The organism is Enterobacter sp. 198 (genome assembly GCF_009025585.1).
GTDB lineage: Bacteria > Pseudomonadota > Gammaproteobacteria > Enterobacterales > Enterobacteriaceae > Enterobacter > Enterobacter ludwigii.
This window is the reverse complement of the sequence record NZ_WCIM01000016.1, coordinates 156,485-175,911: the sequence shown is the minus strand read 5'-3', so window position 1 is coordinate 175,911 and position 19,427 is coordinate 156,485. Positions and strand designations below refer to the sequence as shown.

21 protein-coding genes are annotated in these 19,427 nt (G+C 56.5%); 6 read left to right on the top strand and 15 right to left on the bottom strand.

The features are described 5' to 3' along the window. Positions 1-193: 193 nt before the first annotated feature. A complete protein-coding gene (gene ubiT, locus F8561_RS08680; RefSeq protein WP_020883544.1) occupies positions 194-718 on the top strand; it encodes a ubiquinone anaerobic biosynthesis accessory factor UbiT in 525 nt (174 codons plus the stop codon). After that, positions 712-1,215 (top strand): GNAT family N-acetyltransferase, encoded by a 504-nt coding sequence (locus F8561_RS08675; RefSeq protein WP_020883545.1) that lies wholly within the window; start codon positions 712-714, stop codon positions 1,213-1,215. Before ubiT ends, F8561_RS08675 begins: the two co-directional genes overlap by 7 nt. On the opposite strand, the gene F8561_RS08670 is transcribed toward F8561_RS08675, so the two are convergent. Then, on the bottom strand, positions 1,202-1,531 hold the full coding sequence (locus F8561_RS08670; RefSeq protein WP_014171769.1) for a GIY-YIG nuclease family protein: 330 nt from the start codon (positions 1,529-1,531) through the stop codon (positions 1,202-1,204). The two genes, F8561_RS08675 and F8561_RS08670, sit on opposite strands and share 14 nt — an antisense overlap. A gap of 14 nt (positions 1,532-1,545) precedes the next feature. Here F8561_RS08670 and F8561_RS08665 point away from each other — a divergent pair, with 14 nt between their 5' ends. Further along, positions 1,546-1,980, top strand: a complete 435-nt coding sequence (locus F8561_RS08665) for a YhbP family protein (RefSeq protein ID WP_020883546.1) — start codon at positions 1,546-1,548, stop codon at positions 1,978-1,980. Here F8561_RS08665 and F8561_RS08660 read toward each other — a convergent pair. After that, positions 1,960-2,478, bottom strand: coding sequence for a type 1 glutamine amidotransferase domain-containing protein (locus F8561_RS08660; protein WP_014171767.1), 519 nt, complete (start codon positions 2,476-2,478; stop codon positions 1,960-1,962). The two genes, F8561_RS08665 and F8561_RS08660, sit on opposite strands and share 21 nt — an antisense overlap. 130 nt (positions 2,479-2,608) lie before the next feature. Here F8561_RS08660 and F8561_RS08655 point away from each other — a divergent pair, with 130 nt between their 5' ends. Together F8561_RS08655 and F8561_RS08650 are read left to right on the top strand one after the other, a co-directional pair. Continuing rightward, a complete protein-coding gene (locus F8561_RS08655; protein ID WP_020883547.1) occupies positions 2,609-3,253 on the top strand; it encodes an NAD(P)H-binding protein in 645 nt (214 codons plus the stop codon). A 40-nt stretch (positions 3,254-3,293) separates the two neighbouring features. Continuing rightward, positions 3,294-4,331, top strand: a complete 1,038-nt coding sequence (locus F8561_RS08650) for a permease (RefSeq protein WP_151887345.1) — start codon at positions 3,294-3,296, stop codon at positions 4,329-4,331. Between the two features lie 51 nt (positions 4,332-4,382). Here the strand turns inward: F8561_RS08650 and dolP are convergent, their stop codons facing one another. The 4 genes from dolP to F8561_RS08630 are packed head-to-tail and all read right to left on the bottom strand — an operon-like array spanning position 4,383 to position 8,170. Then, positions 4,383-4,958 carry a division/outer membrane stress-associated lipid-binding lipoprotein gene (dolP, locus tag F8561_RS08645; RefSeq protein WP_014171764.1) on the bottom strand — a complete coding sequence of 192 codons (576 nt, stop codon included), beginning with the start codon at positions 4,956-4,958 and terminating at the stop codon, positions 4,383-4,385. A 9-nt stretch (positions 4,959-4,967) separates the two neighbouring features. Next, a complete protein-coding gene (gene diaA, locus F8561_RS08640) occupies positions 4,968-5,558 on the bottom strand; it encodes a DnaA initiator-associating protein DiaA (RefSeq protein WP_003861754.1) in 591 nt (196 codons plus the stop codon). Positions 5,559-5,579: 21 nt separating this feature from the next. Then, positions 5,580-5,975: a YraN family protein gene (locus tag F8561_RS08635; protein WP_040018755.1), complete on the bottom strand. Its 396-nt coding sequence runs from the start codon at positions 5,973-5,975 to the stop codon at positions 5,580-5,582. Then, positions 5,933-8,170, bottom strand: a complete 2,238-nt coding sequence (locus F8561_RS08630; protein ID WP_151887344.1) for a penicillin-binding protein activator — start codon at positions 8,168-8,170, stop codon at positions 5,933-5,935. Before F8561_RS08630 ends, F8561_RS08635 begins: the two co-directional genes overlap by 43 nt. 62 nt (positions 8,171-8,232) lie before the next feature. Here F8561_RS08630 and rsmI point away from each other — a divergent pair, with 62 nt between their 5' ends. Then, positions 8,233-9,093, top strand: a complete 861-nt coding sequence (gene rsmI / locus F8561_RS08625) for a 16S rRNA (cytidine(1402)-2'-O)-methyltransferase (RefSeq protein WP_014171761.1) — start codon at positions 8,233-8,235, stop codon at positions 9,091-9,093. Positions 9,094-9,129: 36 nt separating this feature from the next. Here rsmI and F8561_RS08620 read toward each other — a convergent pair whose 3' ends face one another. The 9 genes from F8561_RS08620 to agaW form a co-directional block, all read right to left on the bottom strand. Beyond that, complete coding sequence (locus F8561_RS08620; protein ID WP_151887343.1) at positions 9,130-11,019, bottom strand: enterotoxin; 1,890 nt, start codon at positions 11,017-11,019, stop codon at positions 9,130-9,132. A 16-nt stretch (positions 11,020-11,035) separates the two neighbouring features. Next, positions 11,036-12,208 carry a MalY/PatB family protein gene (locus F8561_RS08615; protein ID WP_151887342.1) on the bottom strand — a complete coding sequence of 391 codons (1,173 nt, stop codon included), beginning with the start codon at positions 12,206-12,208 and terminating at the stop codon, positions 11,036-11,038. Positions 12,209-12,220: 12 nt separating this feature from the next. Continuing rightward, positions 12,221-13,792 (bottom strand): maltose/glucose-specific PTS transporter subunit IIBC, encoded by a 1,572-nt coding sequence (gene malX, locus F8561_RS08610; RefSeq protein WP_151887341.1) that lies wholly within the window; start codon positions 13,790-13,792, stop codon positions 12,221-12,223. A 118-nt stretch (positions 13,793-13,910) separates the two neighbouring features. Beyond that, the gene (gene kbaY / locus F8561_RS08605; RefSeq protein WP_059306053.1) at positions 13,911-14,783 is read right to left on the bottom strand and encodes a tagatose-bisphosphate aldolase subunit KbaY; all 873 of its coding nucleotides are present in this window, start codon (positions 14,781-14,783) and stop codon (positions 13,911-13,913) included. A 12-nt stretch (positions 14,784-14,795) separates the two neighbouring features. Beyond that, on the bottom strand, positions 14,796-15,944 hold the full coding sequence (locus F8561_RS08600) for an SIS domain-containing protein (protein ID WP_151887340.1): 1,149 nt from the start codon (positions 15,942-15,944) through the stop codon (positions 14,796-14,798). A gap of 246 nt (positions 15,945-16,190) precedes the next feature. Further along, on the bottom strand, positions 16,191-17,324 hold the full coding sequence (gene nagA / locus F8561_RS08595; RefSeq protein ID WP_151887339.1) for an N-acetylglucosamine-6-phosphate deacetylase: 1,134 nt from the start codon (positions 17,322-17,324) through the stop codon (positions 16,191-16,193). Beyond that, complete coding sequence (gene agaF / locus F8561_RS08590; protein ID WP_020883557.1) at positions 17,321-17,755, bottom strand: PTS galactosamine/N-acetylgalactosamine transporter subunit IIA; 435 nt, start codon at positions 17,753-17,755, stop codon at positions 17,321-17,323. Before agaF ends, nagA begins: the two co-directional genes overlap by 4 nt. Positions 17,756-17,770: 15 nt before the next feature. After that, on the bottom strand, positions 17,771-18,649 hold the full coding sequence (agaE, locus tag F8561_RS08585) for a PTS N-acetylgalactosamine transporter subunit IID (RefSeq protein ID WP_025202940.1): 879 nt from the start codon (positions 18,647-18,649) through the stop codon (positions 17,771-17,773). Beyond that, the gene (agaW, locus tag F8561_RS08580; protein ID WP_020883559.1) at positions 18,639-19,418 is read right to left on the bottom strand and encodes a PTS N-acetylgalactosamine transporter subunit IIC; all 780 of its coding nucleotides are present in this window, start codon (positions 19,416-19,418) and stop codon (positions 18,639-18,641) included. The genes agaE and agaW overlap by 11 nt, the downstream gene beginning before the upstream one ends. Between the last annotated feature and the right edge of the window lie 9 nt (positions 19,419-19,427).

Below are 19,427 nucleotides of genomic sequence, written 5' to 3'. Positions count from 1 at the left end.
CGATCGCAAATTTGTTAACGAGCTGGGATTTTAATTAACCCATACGCGACAATTTTTGATTTAAGGCAGCTAATGGCGTATTGATGGCACCAATAATGAGGTACACCTGACGACAGTTTGTTGATTTACGCCGCTATATTGTGCTTCGGATATGGCAAAATAGCAGGACTATAGCTATCAGGGAGTAAAGCTCGTGCTGGATAAACTGCGTTCACGTCTCGTACAATTTGGTCCATCAATGCTGAGCGTGCCGGTAAAACTGGCCCCGTTCGCGCTTAAACGCCAGGTGCTGGAGCAGGTGCTGAGCTGGCAATTCCGCCAGGCACTGCAGGACGGTGAGCTGGCGTTCCTGGAAGGGCGCTGGTTAAGCATTGACGTCCACGATATCGGGCTGCGCTGGTTTACCTCTGTTGAGAATGACCAACTGATCGTCCGTGAGTCCGCCGACGCGGATGTGAGCTTTAGCGCCAGCGCCAGCGATCTGCTGATGATCGCCGCGCGTAAGCAGGATCCGGACACACTCTTCTTCCAGCGCCGCCTGGTTATCGAAGGCGATACGGAACTTGGTCTGTACGTAAAGAATTTAATGGATGCCATTGAACTGGAGCAGATGCCGAAAGCGCTGCGTGTGATGTTGATGCAAATGGCAGATTTCGTTGAGGCGGGGCTGAAAACCCCGCCGGAAAGTAAACACACTTCAGTAGGTGAGCCATGCTGATTCGAGTCGAAATTGGGATTGATGCACCGGGAATCGATGCGTTGTTACGCCGCTCTTTTGCGCGGGATGACGAAGCGCAACTGGTCCACGATCTCCGCGAAGACGGCCTGATTACGCTGGGGCTGGTTGCCACCGATGACGAAGGTCAGGTGGTGGGCTACGTTGCCTTCAGCCCGGTTACCGTTCAGGGCGAAGAGCTACAGTGGGTAGGAATGGCACCGCTGGCGGTTGATGAGCACTACCGCGGCCAGGGGCTGGCGCGCCAGCTGGTTTACGAAGGGCTGGACTCGCTCAACGAATTTGGCTATGCCGCCGTGGTGACGCTGGGAGATGCTACGTTCTATGGCCGTTTAGGCTTCGAACCGGCAGCGCATTACGATCTCCGCTGCCGCTGGCCGGGAACGGAATCCGCCTTCCAGGTGCACCGTCTGGCGGATGACGCGCTTAACGGCGTGAACGGTCTGGTTGAGTACCACGACCATTTCAATCGCTTTTAATCAGGCTCTCGCGAAGCGCCTCAAAGGAGCCGTCTCCGGTGACGAGGCGCTCTTTCTGACGCTTCGTCAACTGCTTAATGCGGTATTCCATTCTGAGCGCCAGCGATCTGTCGCCAACGGGCGCTGAAAAGGCGAGCTGTAATTCCCCTTTCCCCCGCAGCGCTTTGGCACCTTTCCCCGTTTGATGTTGCAGAAAACGCCGCGCCACATCGGTAGTGATCCCGGTGTACAGGGCGTTATCGGCGGTACGAACAAGATAGAGAAACCAGCACACGGTAAACAGATTCAGTATGTTAAGGTGAACGCACCTTAGCATGAGAGAGAGCGAAAATGGAAACTCTGACCACCATTAACCGCTGGCTGGCAAAACAGCATGTCGTCACCTGGTGCGTGTATGACGAAGGTGAAATGTGGTGTGCAAACGCGTTTTATTACTACGATCCCGAGCGTGTCGCCTTTTATGTCCTGAGCGAGGATAAAACCCGTCATGCGCAAATGTCGGGTCCGCAGGCGAAGGTGGCGGGCACGGTGAACGGCCAGCCTAAAACGGTCGCGCTGATTCGTGGCCTACAGTTTAAAGGGGAGATCCGCCGCCTGGACGGAGAAGAGAGCGACGCGCAGCGAAAACGCTACACGCGCCGCTTTCCGGTTGCCATTGCGCTAAAAGCTCCGGTGTGGGAAATCCGCCTTGATGAGCTGAAATTTACCGACAACACCCTGGGCTTTGGCACAAAGCTTCACTGGCTACGCGCCGAGCAGGCGTAGCGCTTCACGGTTAAACGCGGGCAGATCGTCCGGGGTCCTGCTGGTGATCAGCTGGTCTTTGTCGTTCACAACCTCCTGATCGTAAAACTCAGCCCCCGCATTTTTCAAATCGATAACGATCGGCTTTACGGCCGTGAGTTTACGCCCGCGCACGACATCTGCGCTGATGAGCAGCTGCGGACCGTGGCAGATGGCAAAGACCGGTTTGCCCGTCGAGACAAAGTCTCGCGTGAAGGTCACGAACCGTTCATCCCCGCGCAGGGAATCCGGTGAATGACCACCGGGTAACAGCAGGGCATCGAAATCTGACGGGCTGACGTTATCGATGGTTTCATCGATGGTCACGCTGGCTTCGCCCTTATGGCCTTTCACCGTTTTACCCGCCTCTTTCTCAATGGTGATGACCTCATGTCCTGCCTTGCGAAATGCCTCGGCTGGCGAGGTGAATTCTGAATCTTCAAACTCGTCGGTGATCAAGACTGCGATTTTCTTGCCCATGCTTCCTCCGTTGTTTTGGCTTCAGACAGATTTTTCTCCGCTTGTGGTAAATACTTACCTGTAACAGACTTCTAAGTGTGGTCGACGACGCTGAGTTCGCAAACGGACAATTCTGTAAAGGGGAGATGAGATGAGTCAGGTACTGATTACCGGCGCGACCGGGCTGGTGGGCGGACATCTGCTGCGGCTGCTGCTTCAGGAGCACCGGGTTAACTATATTGCCGCCCCGACGCGTCGGCCTCTCGCGGATATCTCCGGCGTCTTTAACCCCCACGACCCGCAGCTTACCGACGCACTGGCGCAGGTACAGGATCCTGTGGATATCGCCTTTTGCTGCCTCGGTACAACGCTGCGTGAAGCGGGCAGTAAAGAGGCCTTTGTGCATGCGGACTACACGCTGGTGGTCGATACGGCGCTGACGGCTAAAAAGCTGGGGGCAACACATTTTGTGGTGATCAGTTCGCTCGGTGCCAATGCCGGGTCACCTTTTTTCTACAACAAGGTGAAGGGCAAAATGGAAGAGGCGCTGATTGCCCAGAAGTGGGAGCAACTGACCATTGTTCGCCCCTCCATGCTGCTCGGGCACCGGGATGAACGCCGTTTTAACGAATCGTTTTTCGCGCCTCTGTTCCGCATCCTGCCGGGTAACTGGAAATCCATTGAGGCAGCGGACGTGGCGCGTGCAATGCTAAAAGAAGGGCTCTCGCCATCGCAGGAGGGCGTGAATATCATCCCGTCGGCAAAACTGCGTGAAATCGCACAGGGCGAGGCGTAAACTCCCCCGGCTAACAATCTAATACTCTCCGGGGAATGCTATGACTGGTCAGTCTTCATCTCAGGCGGCTTCACCTGTTCAATGGTGGAAGCCCGCGCTCTTCTTTCTCGTGGTCATCATCGGCCTCTGGTATGTGAAATGGCAGCCGTACTACGGTAAAGCCTTCACGGCCGCCGAAACGCACAGTATCGGAAAATCTATTCTCGCTCAAGCTGATTCCAGCCCGCTTCAGGCGGCGTTGGATTACGCCATGGTCTATTTCCTTGCCGTCTGGAAAGCCGCGGTACTGGGCGTTCTGCTGGGCTCGCTGATTCAGGTGCTTATCCCGCGTCACTGGCTGGTGAAAACCCTCGGTCAGCCCCGCTTTCAGGGTACGCTGCTGGGGACGATTTTCTCCCTGCCGGGCATGATGTGCTCGTGCTGTGCAGCGCCTGTGGCCGCCGGGATGCGTCGTCAGCGCGTCTCAATGGGCGGTGCGCTTGCTTTCTGGATGGGGAACCCGTTGTTAAACCCGGCGACGCTGGTGTTTATGGGCTTTGTGCTGGGCTGGCATTTCGCCTTTATTCGTCTGGTGGCCGGGCTGCTGACGGTGCTGGTCGTGGCGACCCTGGTGCAATATCTGGTGAAAGACAAAACCGTAGCGCCTGCGCCAGTTGACGTGGATATCAGCGAACCGCAGGGCGGCTTCTTCGCGCGCTGGGGCAGGGCGCTGTGGCAACTTTTCTGGAGCACCATCCCGGTCTATATCCTGGCGGTTCTGGTGCTGGGCGCGGCGCGCGTCTGGCTGTTCCCGCATGCGGACGGGGCTATCGACAACACGCTGCTGTGGGTCGTTGCAATGGCGGTTGCCGGTTGCCTGTTCGTGATCCCAACGGCCGCTGAAATTCCCATTGTTCAGACCATGATGCTGGCCGGGATGGGCACCGTGCCTGCACTGGCGCTGCTGATTACCTTGCCTGCAATCAGCCTGCCGTCGCTTGTCATGTTGCGTAAGTCATTCCCGGCGAAAGCGCTGTGGCTGACCGCGGGGCTGGTGGCGCTGAGCGGGGTGATAGTAGGAAGTATTGCACTGGTATAAAAAAAGCCCGGTAGCGTTACCGCTTACCGGGCTTTCTGTCAGACGTTCTGGTTACTTGATGTAGGTGAAGGCGGTGGTGACGTGTTTCACGCCGCTCACCCGGCTGGCGATATCGGCCGCCGCTTTCCCTTCACGGTCGGTGACCAGACCCAGCAGGAACACTTCGCCGTTTTCCGTTGTCACTTTCACGTTTGAGGATTTCACCTGGTCCGAGCCCAGCAGCTGGGAGCGTACTTTGGTGGTTATCCAGGTATCAGACGACGCGGTACCCAGGCTGATTGGCTGCCCCTGACGGATTTCATTGAAGACTTCCGTGGTGCCCTCAACGCCCATTGCGATCTGTTTTGCGCGGCTGGAGAGTTCGGTATTCGGCGACTGGCCCGTCAGCAACACTTTGCCCTGATAGGCCGTGACGTTGATACGTGCTTCTTTCTTGATTTGTTCGTCTTTCGACAGCGCACTGTTGACGCGCAGCTCCAGCGTACCGTCATCGACCTGTGTCCCTACGGAACGCGGGTCGGTTGCCGCTTTAGTACCAACCGCGGCGGTACCCACGACAGCCGCAGCGATACATCCCTGAAGCAGTAATGCAGACATAAGGACTGCGAGGGTCGATAAAGCCTTCATAAGAACTCCTTAATCATCCTGGTGAGGGAAAAGCGTGTTATCGATCAAATCGCATAAGCAGTTCACCGTGAGCATATGCATCTCCTGAATGCGCGCGCTACGGTGAGAGGGAATGCGGATTTCAACATCCTGCGGCCCAAGCAAACCCGCCAGCTCACCACCGTCATAACCTGTTAAGGCAACGATAGTCATGTCGCGGGTGACGGCGGCTTCAACGGCTTTGACAATGTCCCGGCTGTTGCCGCGCGTGGAGATTGCCAGCAGAACATCTCCGGCATGACCCAGGGCTCGCACCTGCTTTGCGTAAATCTCATCATGCAGACGATCGTTAGCAATCGCTGTTAAGACCACATTATCGGTATTAAGTGCAATGGCGGGTAAACTCGGTCGTTCTGTTTCAAAACGATTGATCATGCTGGCAGCAAAATGCTGTGCGTTGGCGGCTGAAGTGCCATTGCCACAACAGAGGATTTTGTTGCCGTTGAGCAGGGATTGCACCAGCGTCATGGCGGCACGAGAGATAGCGTCCGGAAGGGCTTCCGCCGCTGCAATCTGAGTCTGGATGCTTTCAGTGAAGCACACTTTAATTCTTTCGAGCACGTTATCCCTTTTAAATCTTAATTATGCGTCTTCGCCAAAAGCGTTTTTCAGCCATTCGATCGCATTGCCGGTGAAGGCTACCACATCGAACCGGCAATCCACAGTATCAAAACTCCCATTATGGCGGGCAAGCCACAAGTGGGCAGTCTGTAATAATTTATGTTGTTTGGCGAGCGTCACGCTGGCGGCAGCGCCGCCAAAACGGGAAGACTGTCGGTAGCGAACTTCTACAAACACGATGACCTCACCGTCTTTCATGATGAGGTCGATTTCGCCGCCACGTCCGCGAACGTTAGCGGCGATAAAGTGCAGTCCTTTGCCTTCAAGCCAGCGACGCGCTTTTAATTCCCACGCGTCACCGGTCTCTTTACGGCTTAACTGGCCGGGACGATTTGCCCCTGCTGGTATTTGAGCCATGATAACTTCCTGTTAATCACACAATCCTGAGTGGCCGTCAGATCGCCGGTATTGCCGTTAAGCTCAAAGCCCGGCACCTGACGCATCTGGGTAAAGTGGTTCGCCAGCGCCCAGGCATCGACACCCATGGCATACAGACGTGCCAGAGAGTAGTCATTGCGGACGGTGCTCAGCGCCTGCTGCATCAGTGCCGGGTTGCTGCCTGCGAGCATGGGTATTTCGCTGTACTGCAGGCCGTCCATCTCCAGACGGAAATCCGGGCCGGCGGTACCTTGCGCGCTGCGTGAACTGGCGTACAGCGTTGCGCCGCTCTGGCTGCCGTTACGCATTGCAATCATCGGTTTGATGAAGGCGATTTCCTGCGGGGTGGCAACGATATACGCTGCATCCACTTTACCGCCACCGCTGATCTGCGCGTCAGTGGGTGGCGCAGGGATCGACAGACCGCCAATGGTCACACTCTGCTGCTGCGGCAGGCTTGCGCTGACCGGGCTGCCGTTGAGGGCAATGCCCGCTCCGCCATTGACGCCCGCGCGCAGTTCAGACGCGGAGCCGAATTTCTGCTGCAGCACAATACCGCCGCCCAACTTCTGCCACTCATCGGCAAAAGCATTAGCAACGCGATCCCCCAGCGTACTGCGTGGGATGAGCAACAGCGGAGCCTGTTTACCCTGCTCGTGAATATGACGCGCCGCATCGCGGGCTTCATCTTCCGGCGACAGCGCGAAGTAGCAAATATTGGCACGGTTCTGAACCTGCTCTGGCTGGTTGAGTGCCAGCACGTTCAGCGTGGTATTGCTCTTCATCAACTCTTCGACATTGTTTTTCAGCAGCGGGCCGACAACGATGCTCGCACCATCCTGTTGAACCTGCGCCAGTACCTGGTCAAGCGGCTTCGAACTGGTGTCGTAGATTTTCAGCTCAGCACCCGGGTTCGCGCTGGTGGTGGCCACCGACGGTGTTTGCGCGACAGGTTGTGCCGTTTGTTCTGCGGGCTGGGCAGGCTGAACGTTCTGCGGTTGAGGTTGTTCAGACGCGGTGTCAGCCGCCGGGGCTGCTTGAGTCTCAGCCGGCGCCGGCGTGGCAGGCTGAACGTTCTGCGGTTGAGGTTGTTCAGACGCGGCGTCAGTCGCCGGAGCTGCTTGCGTTTCAGCCGGCGCTGGCGTTGTCGTCGCAGGCGTCGTAGGGGCCGTTACCGGGTTCTGCATCGTCCCCTGTGCCGGCGTCTGCGCGGTGGTCAGGTCACTGGTTTCAGCGGCGGAAGGGCTGACCACGTCGTTCACGTTTGCCGCCTGTGCCGCCTGGGTCGGTACTGCGCTGCCCGTCACTGGCGTCGTGCCGTTTTTCGCGGCTTCAAAACCCTGTTGAATAGTGCGACCGAATACCGCCGCCTGACCGTTTAAGGGCAGAAGGAGTGCAATCTTGCTGGTCGAGGCCGGCTTAAAGTTCTGCACGTTTACCAGCTGTGTCGGCAGCATTTTCGCGCCCGGATTCTGCGGGTAGCGGGTCTGCCAGTCAGTGATACCGGCTTTCAGCATCTTCGGATCGTTGCGGTTGTTAAACCACATCTGCTGCAGATCCAGCCAGCCCTGCAGGACGTTTTCATCTGCATTGATCACCAGTGCACGCGCCTGTTCCTGCGTCATAGAGGCCAGCGCCTGCCACGTGGCATCGATATTTTTCTGCTTATCAGCACCGCCGAGCAGAGGCTCCTGGGCGATCAGCGCACGGAGCAGCGTCAGGGAAGGGCGGCCCTGTTCAGCGGTAATGCCCGCCTGCCAGAAGCGAGCCTGCTGATTTTTGTCCAGCGCGCTCACGTCGATATCCCCGAGGATCTTTTTCGCGGCATCGTAATCTTTCAGCGCGACTTTCAGCTCGGCAGAGAGCAGGCTCTGCTCACGACGCTGAACATCATTCAGATCTTTTGGCAACTGGTTGAACAATTCGGCAGCCTGCTGGGTTTTACCCTCTTTCAGCAGTGCACGAATGGCGAGTAATTGCCAGTTGGTCTTGGTATCATTTGAGCTCTGCGACATTTGTTGCAGATAAAAGCCAGAGTCAGCCTGAGCAGAACCCTGCAAATGGGCGGTGCTCTGGTCGGGTGCCTGGGTGCCACAGCCTGCAAAGATCAGGGCTGCCAGCAGGAGCGGCACGCTGCGCGTGGCTTTTTTTCGAAGAAACGTTAACGGTACCATACTGTATCCAGTGATTTTTTTTACGCAATGCTCAATATTAAATCGGCAATACGGACGAAACAATGAAACAACACGAAACGGCAGATAATTCTCAAGGCCAGCTCTATATTGTACCTACTCCTATCGGGAATTTATCTGATATTACCCAACGTGCGCTTACCGTATTGCAGGCTGTTGATTTAATTGCCGCTGAAGATACCCGACACACAGGCTTACTGCTCCAGCACTTCGCCATTAGCGCGCGTTTGTTCGCGTTACACGATCACAATGAGCAACAAAAAGCCGAAACGCTGGTGGCGAAGCTGAAAGAGGGGCAGAACATTGCCCTGGTCTCCGATGCGGGTACGCCGCTGATTAACGACCCCGGCTACCATCTGGTGCGTACCTGCCGTGAAGCCGGGATCCGCGTGGTACCACTGCCTGGCCCATGTGCGGCTATCGCGGCGCTGAGCGCTGCGGGCCTGCCTTCCGACCGCTTCTGCTATGAAGGTTTCCTGCCTGCCAAATCCAAAGGCCGCCGCGACGTGTTAAAAGCGCTGGAAGCTGAACCGCGCACCCTGATTTTCTACGAATCTACGCATCGCCTGCTGGAAAGCCTGGAAGATATGGTGACCGTCTGGGGGGAAGCCCGCTACGTGGTGCTGGCACGCGAGCTGACCAAAACCTGGGAAACCATTCACGGCGCACCGGTAGGAGAACTGCTGGCGTGGGTGAAGGAAGACGAAAACCGCCGCAAGGGCGAGATGGTGCTGATTGTCGAAGGACATAAGGCGCAGGAGGACGCATTGCCTGCCGATGCGCTTCGTACACTTGCGCTGCTGCAGGCTGAACTGCCGCTCAAGAAAGCGGCTGCGCTGGCGGCAGAGATCCACGGCGTGAAGAAAAACGCACTGTATAAATATGCGCTGGAGCAGCAGGGGTAATATATCGGCCCGGCAATCACGCCGGGCCAGTTAATTTTACTTCGCGGGAATGACCTCGTACACCAGCGTTTCCAGCGGCTGCAGCGTAATCACCACGGCCTTTTGATACTCTCCTGGTACGCTTGTGTTACTGCCGTACACGGCGTTCAGACTGAACTGCGCCATGCCCCCTGTCGGGATTTCAAAGTCTTTTGCCAAATCCAGATAATAGGTTTGCGGCTTATCTGACGGGTTTCGCAAGCCCAGAATGGCTTTGTCTTTGCTCCACGAGGCCCAGCCGTAAACCTCAAGCGCCGTCGGGTCGCCACCGATCCAATGCGTATCCACCAGCACGCTGGCGTTATTTCGCGCCCATTTTGCTGCCTGCGCCAGGGTGTCCCATTTCGTCTTATTCAGCATTGATGGCGTGATATATAACTCCTGCAGTTGCGTCCCTGTGGCGAAGTAGCTCCAGACCTGATCGGCAAAATCGCTGTCCGTTTGCACCTTCTCCAGTCCGTAATAGGCATTTTCCGCGCTGACTATCCCGTGGTACATCAGCGAGTTCAGCGGGAACAGTGGACCTTTACGCACAATAGAGCGGTATGTTTCAGCATCGCGGTAGGTCATCCATTGCTGTACCGGCGTGCCGGGGCCGTAAAGGTTGATGTCATCCCCCTGACGCCAGATGGAGTCGGCATAGAACAGCCAGGACGGGCTGGCGTCGGTACCCGTTGTCAGGTTGATAAACAGATTGGGGTTTGCGCTGCGCATGTTATGCAGCAGGGCGATAGACGCATCAAAATCGGACGCGAACTGGCTGCCAGTAATATGCGAGTTGGCGTTGCCCATCCCGTCGAGCTTAAACGAGGTGATATGTTCGTTTTTAATCAGCTTGATGATCTGCTCGTTGAAGTTTTTGAAGTAGCGCGGGCCCGAGAGAGCCAGCTTCCCGTCTACCGTTTCGAAGCCGTACTCTTTGGCGTGGGAGACGCGAATATCGCGCGGCTTATTATAACCTCCCCACGGTGAGAGCCACAGCCCGACGGAGCTGTGCAGACTGTCCGCTTTTTCCCTGACCTTACCAAAGCCGTGGCTGAAGGCCGGGCCAAACAGCCAGCGTCCGGTACGATCGTCCCAGCCATCGTCCAGCAGGAACGCATCCAGCGCCACGCCGCGTCCGGTGATAAATTCTTTATTCCACTCATCCATCCGCCCCAGCACATCCTGTTCGGTGTAGGGGTTAAAGAAGCCGATATCCATCCAGCTGTTGTAGTGCAGATAGGGTTTGTACGCCCGTGGGCGCACGGCGTCGATAAACTGGTTTACGCTACGGCGCAGCTGGCTGGTTTCCGGGAACGTGCCAAAGTAGGTAGTAAAGCTGATCGGCGCGTCGGGCTGAACCGGCGTTTTCAGCTCCACGTTCAGATTGGTCGTCGCTTCATAGGCATACGTATTAACGATGGGCTTATCCGGCAGGATAAAGAACGAATCAGCAATAATGGGCGAGCTGTTGATGGCACCATCAACGTACGGCGCCTGAGACTGTTTTTTCGTCGGGAAGAAGGTGATTTTCGCCACCTCTCGCGGCTGGCCGACGGCCGCAATGGTGTAATCAATACTGGCGTATTTTCCCTTCACCAGATTCAGCTTCACCGTCACGTTAAAATCCGGACGGGTGAAATCAATGACAATCGCGTTGTCCTGCTTTTCTACATGCTTAATTGTAAAGTCTGCAGTATGAATTTTGGTCTCATCCGGCAGGGTCAGAAAGAACAGCTCCTGCGGCGTAAGCGGATGGTTAGCCGTTTTGTCTTTCACTACCACCGTTGAACTGGCGTCATCAAACGAGAGGGTAATGGAGTCGTTATCGAGTGCGTATTGCGCTGCCGCCGCGCCATGAGAAACACACAAGGCAAGCATCGAGAGTGTGAGCACTTTTTTCATCAGGGTAAGATCCTTATTAGTAATGCTTCAGCATTCGGGTGATGGACTGCTCCAGCCAGTAGCGCTGGGTGCCGAAATTAATGCGCAGGTAGTGTTCGCCGTTTTGGACATAGTGGCTGCCATCTTCGAGGACGACGCCAGCCTGATGGGCGAAATGTCGGGTCAATTCAGTGGCGCTACGTTCATCTGCGCTGACGTCAACCCAGGCCAGATACGATGATTCCGGGTTCATCATTTTCCAGGCCGGAAAGTGGGTCTGGATGGCCTCTGCCAGATAGCCAGCGTTACGGCGCAGATAACCATTCAACGCGTCGAGCCATGGCAGACCATGCTGGTAGGCAAGAATAATTCCCCATATCCCGAATATATTGGGTGAGGTGATGGCGTTCTTCTCAAGCTGGTGGCGAAAGCGCTGGCGCAGGGTGGCATCCGGAATGATGGCGTAGGAGGTTTTCAGCCCGCCAAGGTTGAACGCTTTATTCGGGGAGGTCAGCAGGATCAGATTGTCCTGCGCCGCGCAGCCGGATGCCAGACAGCTGACGAAATGACCGTCCAGAATATGTTCGGCGTGGACCTCATCAACCACCAGAAGGGTGCCGTAGCGTTGACAGAAGTCTGAAACCTGGCGTATCTCATCGGCGTGCCAGATCCTGCCGGAAGGGTTATGCGGCGAGCAGAAGAACCACAGTTTTGGACGGTATGTTCTGAGCTGTTCTTCCACCAAATTAAAATCAAGCTGGTAGCGATTTTCTTTCACGCACAGTGGGTTTGCCAGTATCGCTACCCCCTGACGCTGGGCGGCCATGGCAAACGGATCGTACACCGGTGTGTTCATCATCACCGTGTCGCCAGGTTTACAAAACGCCTGAACCGTATAATGCAGCGTGGAGACGGTACCGTACGTCAGCGTGATCCACGATTTATCGACGTCAACCTGATGTCGTTCGCGCTGAAAGGCGATAACCGCATCGTAAAATTCGTCAAAGCACCAAGTGTAGCCGAAGGTGCCATGCTCCACGATGCGCTGGAAACCTTCTGTCACGGCAGGTGGGGAGGTGAAATCCATATCGGCAATCCACAGCGGGATAAAACCTTCAGGCACATCACCAAAGCGCGAGCGGACAAAGGCGTGATCCCATTTTCGACACCGGTCGCTTTTACGCTCAATGATTTCGTCAAAATTAAACACCACAACCCCCTGTTAAATTAAGGCTTCAATGCCGGTTTTTACGCTTTGCACCTGCGGGCCGATGATCACCTGGACGCTGTGCGCATCCAGCACCACGACGGACAATGCACCGGCCTCTTTTAACGCCTGCTGGTCGATGAGACTCATGTCTTTCACCACCAGACGCAGCCGGGTAATGCAATTATCAAGCGACTCGATGTTCTCTTTACCGCCGAGCGCACGCAGGATAAGCCCATGATCGTATTTCGATTTTCCGCGTGCCCGGGTATTGGCCTCGACGGCCTGCTGTGCACCCTGGGTGTCCACTTCACGGCCCGGCGTTTTAATATCGTGTTTGAGGATGTACCAGCGGAAGACGAAGAAGTAGAGGGCAAACCAGGCAATGCCTACCGGGAATACCAGATACCATTTGGTCGACATCCCTTGCATGACCCCGAAGATAAGCAGATCCAGAATGCCGCCGTCGGTGTTGCCGATGGTCACCCCCAGCAGAGCCATGACCATCAGGGCCAGGCCCGACATCACAATATGGAAGGCGTAAAGGGCAGGGGCGATAAACAAGAACAGGAATTCAATTGGCTCGGAGATCCCGGTGACGACGGAGACCAGCGCGCCGGAGAGCAGCAGGCCTTTAATCACCGGGCGGTTTTCCGGGCGGGCCGTGCGATAGATGGCGTATGCCACCGCCGGTAAGCCGAAGATAAAGGTCGGCATAAAGCCCTGCGACAGGAACGCGGTAACGTGCGGGCTGAACGGCAGACCCGCTTTCAGTTCGGCGTAGAAAATGTTCAGCGCCCCGGCGACTTCATGACCATTGACCATTTCAATACCGCCCGCGGGCGTAAAGCGCACCATCGCCAGCAAAATATGGTGCAGGCCAAAGGGTTTGAGCAGTAGTACCCCCACGCCGTAGAGGAACGGGCCGAACACGCTGGTGCTCTGGATAATATGGCCAATCCCGGTAATGCCCAGCGCAACGTACTCCCACAGCAGGGGAATAAACAGCCCCACCAGTGAGAGGGTGAGGGCGGTGATAATTGGCACAAAACGAATGCCGCTAAAGAAGGCGAACGCGTCGTGTAAAACGGTATCCTGAAAACGCTCGTGCAGGAAAAAGGTAATGACCCCAACCACGATACCACCCAGCACACCCATCTCCAGGGTTTGAATGCCCAGTACCATCGATTGCCCGACTTGTCTCATGGAGGCGGCATCGGCAAGCTGGTGGGTCGCAATCAGGTAATAATTGATGCTCATGTTCATCAGCATATAGCCAACAAACCCGGCAAATGCGCCCACTGCTTTGTTGCGTCTGGCCAGTCCCATTGGGATCGCCATGGCAAACATGAGGGGAAGATAGGTAAAGGCGAAGCCGCCGACCATGGCAATAAAGCCAAAGGTGAGCTGAGTTAATTCGCCGCCCAGAAAGGGGAAACTTTTGAGGGTGGAGGGGCTGGTAACAGAACTACCGATACCCAGCAATAACCCCATAAAGGCCAGAAGGGAGACCGGGAACATAAAGGTCTTTCCCAGGCTCTGAAAAAACTCCCACGCTTTCGATTTAAACGACTTTTCCTGTGTCATGTAGGGACTCCTCGGAATTATTTATCGTAATGGAAGGCGCTTTCTGGCTTAAGGACGCGCCTTCATATTTGCGAGGCTTATAGTTATTTTTGAGTTACTGATGTTCTATGCGATGAGATCAGGCTTCCGCCGGAAGCAGCAATCGGTTCGCCGAGCCGCACACGGTGATTTTGCTTCTGACCACGTCTTTCATGGCATCCATGCCAACCCGCATGTAGAAACGCGGATCGTTGCCCTGCGGGTTCTCAGCAAACCAGGCCTTAACGGCGCCAGAGAACGCAATTTTTAGCTCGGTTGCCACGTTCACTTTGCAAACGCCCAGCTCTATGGTGCGGCGAACATCGTCATCCGGCACATCACTCGCCCCGTGCAGCACCAGCGGTACGCTCACCACGTCGCGGATTTCAGCCAGCCGCCGGAAGTCGATTTTTGGACGTTTGGTATAAAGACCGTGAGCGGTTCCGATGGCCACGGCCAGGCTGTCGACGCCGGTCAGCGCAACGAAGCGTTTCGCTTCCTGCGGGTCGGTCAGAAACGCGCTTTCAGCGTCCACGCTCATGTCATCTTCCACGCCGCCCAGGCGGCCCAGTTCGGCTTCAACGCTGCAATCGTTGAGGTGGCAGAAGTCGACCACTGATTTCACCAGCTTTACGTTTTGCTCAAACGGATAGTGGCTGCCGTCGATCATCGCGCTGCGCACACCCGCGTTAACTTTGCGACGAATGTCGTCGAGCGATTCGTGATGATCGAGGTGCAGCGCCAGCGGCATCTCGTAAGTGGTGGAGTACGCGCTGCACAGGGCGTAGATCTCTTCCAGTGCAATGTGCTTAAAGGTGCCCGGCGTGCCCGCGAGGATCACCGGCGATCGCATTTCACTACACACTTCGAGGATCGCCTGGATCGTCTCCGCGTTATGGATGTTGAACGCCGGTACGGCATAGCCTTTCGCCTGGGCGTCCAGCAGAAGATATTTTGTCGAAATAATACTCATGATCGGATCCTCTTAAGCCTGCCACGGATGAATAACGACGCCCTGCACGACACGGTTAACCGTGCCGCTGGCGGACGGTGTATCCGGGGTATTGCCCACACGAAGTGACTGGGACAGAGCAAAGACCTGGGCGTACATCAGGAAGCAGAAAGCCTGCTCCATATCGATAAACGTGCGAGCAGGGGGCAGCAGGATATGCGGGCCAGCCTCAACGACCGGATCGGTTTCGGCGGCAATGGCCACCACGCGCATGGCCTGACGATCGCGGCGCAGCTCAGCAAGCAGATCCAGATCGTACAGCCGCGTATACGGATGGCTGGAGACAAACACCACCACCAGCGTTTCGCGATCCACCAGCGATTTAGGGCCATGGCGGAAACCGGTTGGGGAATCGTAGAACGCCGCCAGCTTGCCTGCCGTCAGCTCCAGCACCTTCAGCGCCGATTCACGAGCGGCCCCCTGCAGACCCCCGCTTCCCAGATAGACGATCCTTTTCCACGGATCGTTGCCAAAGACGCTCTGGCTGAAATCGCCCAGTGACGTGAGGATCGTCTGGCAGCGTTCGGCCACATCGCGGAAGGTATGGCTGTTGATCGTCTCCGGGGCGAAGACTGCCAGGCAGCTTGCCATCATGGTGGTAATGCTGCTGGTCATCGCGAACCCGCGATCGTGTGTTTCGGCAGGCATCAGCAGCGCATACGCGTTATCGCTGTTTACCGCGGTCTGATAAAGGCTTCCCGCCTCATTACAGGTGATCGACAGGTGGTAGCACTCCGGCACACACTGGTTTGCCAGTTCAACGGCGGCTACGCTTTCCGGACTATTGCCGGAACGGGCAAACGACACCAGCAGCAGCGGGTGTGCGGCGCTCAGGTAGTCCATCGGATTCGTGACCAGATCGGTCGTCGGTACGGCGGTAATGTTTTTCCCGGTGTGGCTGGCGAGCCAGGGCGAAATGATGTCGCCGATAAAGGCCGAGGTGCCTGCCCCCGTCAACACGATCCGCAGCTCGCGCTTGCGCAGCAGCGGCGTCAGGAAGTTATCGATCGACGCGCGCAGGTTATCGATATTGTTGAGTGAGCGGATCCAGCTGGCAGGTTGCTGGCGGATCTCTTCTTCGGTCCATGTGCCGGTGGTGGCGGTAGTGTTGGTTTCTGACATAACTCAGTCCTTAGTCGTGTGAATTCCACATCAGACGCTGGCAAACGTGTCGCTATCTTTCGTTTCGTTTCACTTGTTCACTTAAGCAGTTAAATAAAATCTATAGAAAAGAAATCGAAAGTTCAATGAAAGAAAAGAAATAAAACGAAAAGTGTGATCGGCAAAGAAAAGGCAATGATTAAGGAAAGGAAAAGAAAGACCTTGCGATCGCTTGCCGCAAGGCCCAATAACGAGATAATGAAAGGTCTAAAGGGGGAGAGCCAAACCCTGGATCCAGATCTGCTGAAGGTGGAAACCTTCATCCAGCGCAATCATATTGGCACGCTTGCCCGGTTTTAATGAACCGAGCTGGCGATCAATACCCAGCAATCGGGCAGGGTGCAGCGAGGCCATATGGATCGCATCCGCTGGCGTTATTCCCGCCTGCGCCACCATATTGCGCACGGCGGCATCGAGAGACAGCGTACTGCCTGCAAGCCCACCGGAAGCGGTGCGTACCACCCCACCGTGCATGTTGACCTCGTCGCCACACAGCCTGTAACGTCCGTCGGGCATCCCTGCGGCCTGCATGGCATCGGTAATCAGAACGATTCGCTCTTTGGCGCAGCAGGCGCACAGCCGCAAAGCGCCCGGGTGAACGTGATGCCCGTCGGCAATCAGTTCCAGCCATGCCCGCGGGTCCGTCAAGCCTGCACCGACCATACCGGGTTCACGATGATGGAGCCCGGTCATGCCGTTATAACAGTGCACCAGCCCATCAGCGCCCGCCTCAAAAGCGGCAAGCGTTTGATCGTACGTCGCGGCGCTGTGACCCAGCATGACCCGTATCCCACGCTGCGTAAGGTGGCGAATGGCCTGCAACGCACCGGGTTTCTCCGGTGCCAGAGCGACAACCCTGAGGGTGTGTTGCGATACTTCAATCAGCGAGTCCAGTTCGCTGACATCCAGCTCACGAAACAGCGCAGGCGGATGTGCCCCTTTGTTCTGTGGCGTAAAATAGGGACCTTCAAGATAGCTGCCCAGTATCTGCGCGCCGGGCCCCCCGGACATACAGCGCCGGGCGATGCGTGCGAGCGCCCGGTGGACAGTCTCCAGCGGTGCGGTGACGGTCGTCGGTAAAAAAGCCCCTGTGCCTTCACGCGCTTTATGCATCGCCAGCGTGTCCAGCACCTCTGGGGCATCATCCATCACGTCCACACCCGCGCCACCGTGAACGTGGGTATCGATATACGCCGGGCAAAGCTGGTCGGCATCCCGGGCATGCACGCCAGCTGGGATCGGCTCGATGGCGGTGATAATTCCGCTCTCCATGCGTAGCTGGTGATCCTCCAGCCAGCCCTGCTCGGTCAGCAGACGACGCGCGCGCAGCACCTGACTCATATCCCTTCCTCAGCGGGGGCTTCCTCACGACAGCGCCCCAGCTCATCCACCAGGCTGGTCAGGCCGCGATGCCCGCATTCCAGGGCCTGCAGACGAAAGGCTTCGCTGCTTAACCCGTCGCGCTCCAGCACCATCTCAAGCAACAGCTGCAGGTTTGTACCGGTAATCACCTCGCTGCCGGGTCTTTTCATGGCGAGCGTTGATGCCACTCGAAACGGCGTCCCCCCGAGCAGATCGGTGAGAAACACAATATCGTGCTGCCCGTCCAGTTCACTGACTGCCTGTTCAAGCTGCGCGGTCAGCCGCGCGGTGGTGGAGCTTTCAGGAAAATCGATGGCGATAAACTGCGGCTGCTCGCCGAGGATTTGTTTCATCGCCTGTTCAAGCCCGCTGGCAAACCCGCCGTGACCCGTCAAAATAATGCCTAACATTGCGACCTCTTTGCTTTACAGGAAGTGACAGAACTTACCGACAACCCCCAGCACCACGGTGATACCGATCAGGCGCAGTGGGGTCCAGCCGCGACGAACCAGCCAGAACATGGTCAGGGTATAGACCAGCGGCAGGAAAGCGGGCATCAGTTTGTCGATAACGTCGGCTTGCAGCTTGACCACCGCATCCCCGGCCTTGATTTCAAGCGTGGTGTTGAGACGTACGTAGGTTGCCACCAGCGCGCCAATGACCGTCATCCCCACGATGGAAGCCGCGTGACCGACCTTTTTGGTATTGGCTTTAATCAGCGGGATGGCTGCCACACCCATCCGGTAGGCGTAATGTGCCAGGCCAAAACGCAGGCCAAGATGCACTACGTTAAACAGCACAATAAAGACCACCGCACCCAGTATGGAGCCTTGCAGGGCAAGGCTTGCGCCGATCCCGCCGCAAATTGGCAATAGCGTAAGCCAGAACATGGCATCGCCAATGCCGCCAAGCGGTGCCCCCACGGCAATCTTGGTGCTCTGGATACTGTTGACATCCTGCTTGGAGCGCTCCATCGCCAGGATGATGCCAATGACAAATGTCACCAGAAATGGATGCGTATTGAAGAAGCCCATATGGCCTTTCATGGCGCGGGCCAGATCCCGCTTGTTGGTATGGATCTTTTTCAGCGCGGGCAGGAGGCCATACAGCCAGCCGGAAGCCTGCATACGTTCATAGTTAAACGAGGCCTGCAGCAGCATCGAACGCCAGGCGACACGGTTAATATCCTTTTTCGTCAGCTCGGCACCAATATGTTGATCTTCATAGACGTTTTCATTCACGCCCGTGAGCAGCGTCTCTTCGTGGTCAGAAACGCCAGGCAGCGTAGTTTGATTAGATGCCATCTTCGAATTCCTCTTTCTGGGCTGCAGGTGTCGCCGGTTCAGGCGATTTACGCATCAGGTCAATCAGCGCCATTGCCAGCGCAGCCGCGGCAATCGCCAGCACCGGCAGTTTCAACCAGGCTGCGGCAACAAAGCCGATGATAAAGTAAGGGATATAGACGTTTTTCATCATGATTTTCAGCAATACGGCGAAGCCAATTGCGGGCATGATGCCGCCGGCGACGCCGAGGCCGTCAATCAGACGTTCCGGCAGCACATCAATGGCGGTTTTCGCGTGTTCAGCGCCAAAGTAGATCGGCAGGAAGGCACACAGAAAATAGAAGATACCGAGCGCCAGCAGTGCCAGATAGTTGACCCTTTCGATGCCGTTCGTGTCCGCATTGGCTGCCATGCGGTCACAGCGGGACATCACCCCGGACATGACGGAGAACAGGAAAGTGATCCCCATCTGTACCGCAACCGCAAACGGGACTGCAACCCCAACGGCGACATCCGGCTTCACACCGGTGCTGATCGCAAACGTGGTGCCGACAATCGTGCCGATAATGACGTTTGGCGGTTGCGCGCCGGCCAGCGGAGCCAGCCCCATCCAGACCAGCTCCAGCGTACCGCCCGTTAAAATACCGGTGTGCAGATCGCCCAGAATGAGGCCAACCAGCGGCCCGAGCACCACCGGGCGGTGCATGTGTGTTAACCCGTTAAACATATCCAGGCCCGCGATAAAGGCGAGAATGCCCAGCGCGAATGCCTGCAAGAGACTAATTTCCATTGTGAATCC

Coding starts and splice junctions, on each gene's coding strand:
- nagA (WP_151887339.1), bottom strand. CDS start 17,324: ATGAGTCAGGTGCTGCGCGCGCGTCGTCTGCTGACCGAGCAGGGCTGG.
- F8561_RS08655 (WP_020883547.1), top strand. CDS start 2,609: ATGAGTCAGGTACTGATTACCGGCGCGACCGGGCTGGTGGGCGGACAT.
- agaE (WP_025202940.1), bottom strand. CDS start 18,649: ATGGCATCTAATCAAACTACGCTGCCTGGCGTTTCTGACCACGAAGAG.
- F8561_RS08675 (WP_020883545.1), top strand. CDS start 712: ATGCTGATTCGAGTCGAAATTGGGATTGATGCACCGGGAATCGATGCG.
- agaF (WP_020883557.1), bottom strand. CDS start 17,755: ATGTTAGGCATTATTTTGACGGGTCACGGCGGGTTTGCCAGCGGGCTT.
- agaW (WP_020883559.1), bottom strand. CDS start 19,418: ATGGAAATTAGTCTCTTGCAGGCATTCGCGCTGGGCATTCTCGCCTTT.
- dolP (WP_014171764.1), bottom strand. CDS start 4,958: ATGAAGGCTTTATCGACCCTCGCAGTCCTTATGTCTGCATTACTGCTT.
- F8561_RS08670 (WP_014171769.1), bottom strand. CDS start 1,531: ATGCTAAGGTGCGTTCACCTTAACATACTGAATCTGTTTACCGTGTGC.
- F8561_RS08660 (WP_014171767.1), bottom strand. CDS start 2,478: ATGGGCAAGAAAATCGCAGTCTTGATCACCGACGAGTTTGAAGATTCA.
- F8561_RS08635 (WP_040018755.1), bottom strand. CDS start 5,975: ATGGCTCAAATACCAGCAGGGGCAAATCGTCCCGGCCAGTTAAGCCGT.
- F8561_RS08650 (WP_151887345.1), top strand. CDS start 3,294: ATGACTGGTCAGTCTTCATCTCAGGCGGCTTCACCTGTTCAATGGTGG.
- F8561_RS08620 (WP_151887343.1), bottom strand. CDS start 11,019: ATGAAAAAAGTGCTCACACTCTCGATGCTTGCCTTGTGTGTTTCTCAT.
- F8561_RS08600 (WP_151887340.1), bottom strand. CDS start 15,944: ATGTCAGAAACCAACACTACCGCCACCACCGGCACATGGACCGAAGAA.
- rsmI (WP_014171761.1), top strand. CDS start 8,233: ATGAAACAACACGAAACGGCAGATAATTCTCAAGGCCAGCTCTATATT.
- F8561_RS08630 (WP_151887344.1), bottom strand. CDS start 8,170: ATGGTACCGTTAACGTTTCTTCGAAAAAAAGCCACGCGCAGCGTGCCG.
- malX (WP_151887341.1), bottom strand. CDS start 13,792: ATGACACAGGAAAAGTCGTTTAAATCGAAAGCGTGGGAGTTTTTTCAG.
- F8561_RS08665 (WP_020883546.1), top strand. CDS start 1,546: ATGGAAACTCTGACCACCATTAACCGCTGGCTGGCAAAACAGCATGTC.
- kbaY (WP_059306053.1), bottom strand. CDS start 14,783: ATGAGTATTATTTCGACAAAATATCTTCTGCTGGACGCCCAGGCGAAA.